Source organism: Acinetobacter sp. YH01019 (assembly GCF_013420285.1).
GTDB lineage: Bacteria > Pseudomonadota > Gammaproteobacteria > Pseudomonadales > Moraxellaceae > Acinetobacter > Acinetobacter gandensis.
Window position 1 is genome coordinate 1 of the sequence record NZ_VOYM01000113.1, and the last position, 6,732, is coordinate 6,732.

Sequence of the window (6,732 nt, forward strand, 5' to 3'; positions counted from 1 at the left end):
TTTCATGTACTTATATTAACAATCAAAACTCAAGGAAAATAGTCCTTAGTTAAATCAAACGACACTTCATGTCGTGTCGCTTATATCTCTGACCTGAAGGACAGAGTTTTACGCTCCATTTGATAAAGAATAACAAATAAAAAAATTAATAAAATTTCAAAATGTAAATCAAATCATTATTTTTCAATTGGTGATATTAAAAAAGAACATTAATAAATTTGATCTAATCTCAAAAACTAAAAAATTAAGGTCGAATCTCTTTCAACTCACGTTGAATAAAATGCTGAATCATATCGCGGTATAAACGTTCCACAATATCTGCATTTACACCGTGCTCTATGGCTTGTAGACGCATTTTACTTATCACCGCTTCGACACGTTCTGGTGATTGAACATCTTGAACTGAACGCTTAAAACGCACCGCTTGATCGACATAAAACTGACGTGCTGCAATGAGCTCAATAATCCCCTGATCAATCACATCAATCTGTGCACGGGCTTGCTCTAATGACTCAACTTTTTCTTTCTTCATCTTCTCTGGCTTCACTTTCAGCGGTGTTTTCACTTTTATACTTCTCTTCTAACACATTACTGAAAATACTTTCAATCATCCATACGCGGTATAAGCTATTAAATACATAGCTTTGCCCTGCAATGCGCAGTTCGAGCACAGGAAAATCTGGCTGAGATTTCATCTCACAGTGCATATCGTTTTCTTGTAATTTGATACCAATATCTTCATTGCTTAATTCAGCAATATCGAGTTCCTGCCGTAACGCTTGAAAATGCGGCTTAAAGGATAAATCACGACCTTTGGTCCACACTGCCTGCAAAATACGATGCATCACATCGACACGCTGCTCTTCCGGCGCACTGTAATATAGCTGGGTCATTTGCAACGTCGCTGCCTCTGTCGGACGGCAAAATGGTGTGAATTTAACTTCAGTCCTTTTAGATAAACGCGTTGCAAGGCTCCAGTCAAACAAATCACGACCATGATATGACAATGGATACACATTTAAATGAATATTGTAATAGGCTGCCAGTTCTTCACGAATATACGCAAGCAGTAGCCATGAAATCGGATCTTCCATGGCAATATACAGGTCTAACTCAGGATCTAGCCCCTGAATTTCATTCAACTCTTCGGCATCACTAATTAAATGCTCACGCCATTCAATATGATTAATCATAAAAATTGGGTTATCGGTCAGCAGTTTTTGTTGTTTTAACCGGCGCGTTAAACGCAGTAAATCATCTACTGAATGATATTTACGTTCACCAAATTCGAAGTAACCCGACAAAATTGGCTCATCATTAAAAATACGTTCAGGGAAATTTTGGGCTTGATGATGACGGCTCGCCATGGCGTATAGTGTACGCAGTTTGCCGTACTGCTTTTGCCACAACATATGAAACACATCTTCAAGTAAATAGAGAAAATCTTGGCCGCGCAGTGGCGTGTTTTTTAGAATGGTTTCAGCCTGTTTTAGTGCTTCTTGTGGTGGCTGTTCTGGGGTGTCATGAAAACTAAATCGATGCTGACGCGATAAGATCTTGGCATCATTCAGGCAATACTGCTGCCATTCAACCGCTGACATTTGGTTGGGGGGCTCTGCTGCTTGGCTGGAAATAATCACTTTCAGCGGTTTAATCTCATCACTGAGAATTTCTTCGAGCTGTGGTAACTGCTGCGCCGCCAAATAGCTATAGACATCATCCAGTCGAAGATAAACACTTAAGCCTTGGTCCGTGGGTAACACCGCTTGTCGGGTCGGTTTCTGATAGAACCAACTCGATCGGATTGGATCGAACCAACGGCGTAACAGTGACATGCGTTTTTTGCCTCAACAATGTGGTCGTGCTAAGCCCTGTCAGCACATTTAGGGTGTTTACATCTTATTATGAAGATGTTTTGCCGCAGATATAAGTCTTGTGCAAAACTTATATCAACTCAAGGCAAAATGTTCAACGTTTAACAATGGATTAGACGTCCAGATTTAGATCAGTGACCGCACCTTTTTCTGCGCCCGTCGTGAGTTTTGCAAATTTAGCTAAAGCACCATAAGTATAGTTTGGTTTCGGTTTGACCCAAGCTGCACGGCGTTTGGAAATTTCTTCTTCAGACACCTGCCACGTCATTTCGCGGGTTTCGGCATTAATTGAAATTTGGTCACCATTTTGCACTAAACCAATCGGGCCGCCTTCATAAGCTTCCGGTGTCACATGCCCAATAACAAATCCATGACTGCCGCCAGAGAAGCGGCCATCGGTAATTAGGGCAACCGAGGCCCCTAAACCCTTGCCAATAATAGCAGAGGTCGGCTTTAGCATTTCCGGCATACCCGGCCCGCCTTTCGGCCCAACACCGCGGATCACCACCACTTCACCTTCTTGTACTTCGCCATCTAAAATACCGCGCATGGCACCCTGCTCACCCTCAAATACCCGCGCAGGCCCTGCAAAATGCAGCCCTTCTTTACCAGTAATTTTTGCCACAGCGCCAGTCGGTGACAAGTTGCCTTTGAGCACCACCAGATGCGAATCTTTTTTAATCGGTGCATCAAACGGCAAGATAATCTGCTGACCTTCAGGATAATCCTGCACATCTGCTAAGTTTTCCGCCAAAGTTTTACCGGTTACCGTCAAACAAGAACCATCGAGCATACCGGCATCCAGCATACGTTTCATCAATGGCTGAATCCCGCCAATCGCGATGAGTTCCGACATTAAATATTTACCGGATGGACGCACATCTGCGACCACGGGAATGTCTTTACCAATCCGTACAAAATCATCCAAAGACAGTTCAACTCCTGCTGTATGCGCCATGGCAATCAGGTGCAGTACGCCATTGGTTGAACCCCCTAAAGCTATCAGCACTTTAATCGAGTTTTCAAAAGCAGCCTTGGTCATAATGTCACGTGGTTTAATATCTAAACGCAGCAAATTCATAACTGCTTCGCCTGCGCGTTGGCAATCTTCAATTTTATCTGCTGAAACTGCTTCTTGCGCCGATGAACCCGGCAAACTCATGCCTAAGGCTTCAATGGCTGAAGCCATAGAATTGGCCGTATACATACCACCACACGAGCCAGGCCCCGGCAGTGAAACTTCTTCAATCTGTTTAACTTGAATCTCGTTAATTTCACCTTTTGCATACTGCCCCACAGCTTCAAAGACTGAAATCATGTCGGTATGCCCTACACCGGGTTTGATGGTGCCGCCATAAATAAATAGTCCCGGACGATTTAAACGCGCCAAGCCCATAATACAACCGGGCATGTTCTTGTCACAGCCGCCAATGGCAATCACGCCGTCATAGGCTTGACAGCCCACAACCGTTTCAATGGAATCGGCAATAATTTCCCGCGACAGCAATGAATATTTCATGCCTTCCGTGCCGTTGGAAATGCCGTCCGAAATAGTAATAGTATTAAAAATAATGCCTTTACCGCCAGCAGCGTTGGCACCTCTTTCTGCTTCGCGCGCTAAGCCGTCAATGTGCATATTGCATGGCGTGACATTGGCCCAAGTCGATGCAATACCAATAAAGGGGCGAGTAAAATCATCATCATCAAAACCTGTTGCACGCATCATAGAACGTGCAGGGGCATTTTCAATGCCTTCATAAACAGGAGCAGAATGTTCGCGGATATTATTTTTACTCATTGTTGTTCCTTGGTGATCGCTGATTTCGTGCCTCAGCTTTGGCGGATTCTTTTAAATTGATTGTATAGAAAGCGCTCGGTATGTAAAAGAAATTACATCCCAACAAAAGAGATTTTTAGCGCATGCAATACCATTCAATCACATGACAAAGCGACATGGAAGTCGCTGTTTTCCTGTATGGCAGGGATGCCATATCAGGAGAACAAAAGATTTTTGTTACTTTTGATCTTTCAAAAGTAAGGGATTGCCTACACAAAGCCATATAAATTATAGCTACTATTCGAGGCTGTCTTTTTTAGAATTTTAATGACATCAACTAATTATTAAATTTTATTTAGTTGCTTCAAGAAACATTATTTTTAATCAGATTAAGAAATATATAACTTAGAATTATTGCCCCATTATTTCATTTAAAAGCTGATTACAGCGGAGTCTTACCTCTATAAAAGCTAATTTTCGGAGCTCGTATGTTACTTTTGTTCCGGCAAAAGTAACCAAAACCATTTGTCATCCGCAAAACTCGGCAACTGTTTGCAACTAAAAAAATGATCGCAGAAACATTCACTTTTAAATTACCGTTTGCCTCAGACAGTTGCGGATGACATTTCCTCGTATCCAATGCAAGTTATGTAGATGTAAATTAAAAAAGCACCCCATTTGGAGTGCTTTTTTATTTGGAAATCTAAAATTTAGATTTCACGTACTGCACCTTTCGCTGCACTCGTGGTATGCATCGCATACGCTTTCAAAGCTTTCGAAATTTTACGTGGACGCTCTTCTACTGGGTGCCAACCTTTGGCTTCTTGCGCTGCACGGCGAGCTGCCATCGTAGCGTCATCAACAGCTAAGTTGATGGTACGGTTTGGAATATCGATTTCGATTAAATCACCATCTTCCACCAAACCAATTGCACCACCTTCTGCTGCTTCAGGTGAAACGTGACCAATTGAAAGGCCTGATGAACCGCCAGAGAAACGACCGTCAGTCAATAACGCACATTCTTTACCTAAACCTTTCGATTTTAGGTAGCTGGTTGGGTACAGCATTTCTTGCATGCCCGGACCGCCGCGTGGACCTTCATAACGAATTACAACCACATCGCCTGCTTTGATTTCGTTACCCAAAATCGATTCTACTGCTGAATCTTGGCTTTCAAACACACGTGCAGTACCGTTGAATTTCAAGATTGAATCATCTACACCCGCAGTTTTTACGATACAACCATCGAGCGCAATGTTGCCGTAAAGCACAGCTAAGCCACCGTCTTTCGAGAACGCATGTTCAGCATTACGGATCACGCCATTTTCACGGTCACCATCTAGTCGTTGGTAATAACGATCTTGTGAGAATGCAGTTTGCGTTGGTACACCGCCTGGCGCTGAACGGAAGAATTGGTATACATCTTCATTTTCAGTACGAATGATGTCCCACTTATCTAAAGAATCTTTCAGTGTTTTTTCATGTATGGTGCCCACAGATGTATCGAGTAAGCCAGCTCGATCCAATTCACCTAGAATTGACATAATGCCGCCCGCACGGTGTACATCTTCCATATGCACATCGTTTTTCGCAGGTGCAACTTTACACAGAACTGGCACTTTACGAGATAAGCGGTCAATGTCGTCCATGGTGAAATCAACGCCAGCTTCATTGGCAGCAGCCAACAAGTGAAGAACAGTATTGGTTGAACCACCCATCGCAATGTCCAAAGTCATGGCATTTTCATACGATGCTTTGGTCACCATTTCACGTGGCAATACGCTGTAATCATCTTGTTCATAGTGACGTTTAGTAATTTCTACGATTAATTGACCCGCTTTTTCAAATAGTTTTTTACGGTTGGCATGTGTTGCCAGTGTAGAACCGTTACCCGGTAAAGACAGACCCAATGCTTCTGTTAAGCAATTCATTGAGTTTGCGGTGAACATACCTGAACATGAGCCGCAAGTTGGGCATGCAGAACGTTCGTATTCAGCCACTTCTTCGTCAGTGTAGTTATCATCAGCAGCTACAATCATGGCATCAATCAAGTCGATCGCTTTGTCATTGCCGCGGATTTTAACTTTACCCGCTTCCATTGGACCGCCAGATACAAATACCACTGGAATGTTCAAGCGCATAGCCGCCATTAGCATTCCTGGGGTGATTTTGTCACAGTTAGAGATACATACCATGGCATCCGCACAGTGCGCGCTCACCATGTATTCAACTGAGTCAGCAATCAAGTCACGTGAAGGCAATGAATACAACATGCCATCATGACCCATCGCAATACCGTCATCAACCGCAATGGTATTGAATTCTTTAGCAACACCGCCTGCTTGCTCAATTTGACGCGCCACAAGCTGACCAAGGTCTTTAAGATGAACGTGACCCGGTACAAATTGGGTGAAAGAGTTCACTACGGCAATAATTGGTTTACCAAAGTCTTCATCTTTCATCCCTGTCGCACGCCATAAACCGCGTGCGCCAGCCATATTTCTTCCGTGTGTCGATGTTTTTGAGCGATAGTCAGGCATTTTATATTTCCAACAAAGTTTGAGCTTGAAATGAATCTACGCGAGTCATTCTGGCTAAATCATACTGACAATGATGTTAAATCAGTCAAATTTTAACCCTATCATACACCAAGCCATTGTTTTTAAAGATGGCCTTTTCATATTGGTAATAGGCAGAAGGGTCGATCAATTGAATTTGCTGATTTGACGACAAAAATCTTTTAACTGAAATCTACTATACCGCCATCACTGTAGAGACAATACAAAACTTTCATGAATAATTTTTAAATTTTATATAAATATAATTTATTTAAAATAAGTAAATATTGAATATTGGGTTATATAAAAGCTGATTTAAGACGCTTAATTAAGTCATTTTTTCAATAACATTTTGATCGGTTTTATTGCCTTAATTTTAAACGTTTTTAAAGAGATACGGCTTTGTTGCACAAACCTATCTGTAAAGGCTTTTTCAGCGATATAATTTTCAAATGAAGAAGCCTGCACACAAAATCTACCGCACAACCAATTGGCCCGCATATAACCGAGCACTTATGAGTCG

Annotated in this window: 4 protein-coding genes; all 4 read right to left on the minus strand. The window is 42.3% G+C overall.

The annotated features are described in order from the left end of the window. Positions 1 to 244: 244 nt before the first annotated feature. The 4 genes from FTT84_RS16340 to ilvD (FTT84_RS16355) all read right to left on the minus strand — a co-directional run bounded on the left by FTT84_RS16340 (position 245) and on the right by ilvD (FTT84_RS16355) (position 6,191). A complete protein-coding gene (locus FTT84_RS16340; RefSeq protein ID WP_180081863.1) occupies positions 245 to 532 on the minus strand; it encodes a chorismate mutase in 288 nt (95 codons plus the stop codon). After that, complete coding sequence (locus tag FTT84_RS16345) at positions 513 to 1,835, minus strand: hypothetical protein (protein WP_180081865.1); 1,323 nt, start codon at positions 1,833 to 1,835, stop codon at positions 513 to 515. The genes FTT84_RS16340 and FTT84_RS16345 overlap by 20 nt, the downstream gene beginning before the upstream one ends. A 151-nt stretch (positions 1,836 to 1,986) precedes the next feature. Then, positions 1,987 to 3,672, minus strand: a complete 1,686-nt coding sequence (ilvD, locus tag FTT84_RS16350; RefSeq protein WP_180081867.1) for a dihydroxy-acid dehydratase — start codon at positions 3,670 to 3,672, stop codon at positions 1,987 to 1,989. A gap of 689 nt (positions 3,673 to 4,361) precedes the next feature. Next, positions 4,362 to 6,191 carry a dihydroxy-acid dehydratase gene (ilvD, locus tag FTT84_RS16355; RefSeq protein ID WP_180081869.1) on the minus strand — a complete coding sequence of 610 codons (1,830 nt, stop codon included), beginning with the start codon at positions 6,189 to 6,191 and terminating at the stop codon, positions 4,362 to 4,364. Positions 6,192 to 6,732: the final 541 nt, after the last annotated feature.

What these genes read in the sequence shown, in the direction of transcription:
- FTT84_RS16345 (WP_180081865.1), bottom strand. Translation starts at nt 1,835, where the DNA reads ATGTCACTGTTACGCCGTTGGTTCGATCCAATCCGATCGAGTTGGTTC.
- ilvD (WP_180081867.1), bottom strand. Translation starts at nt 3,672, where the DNA reads ATGAGTAAAAATAATATCCGCGAACATTCTGCTCCTGTTTATGAAGGC.
- ilvD (WP_180081869.1), bottom strand. Translation starts at nt 6,191, where the DNA reads ATGCCTGACTATCGCTCAAAAACATCGACACACGGAAGAAATATGGCT.
- FTT84_RS16340 (WP_180081863.1), bottom strand. Translation starts at nt 532, where the DNA reads ATGAAGAAAGAAAAAGTTGAGTCATTAGAGCAAGCCCGTGCACAGATT.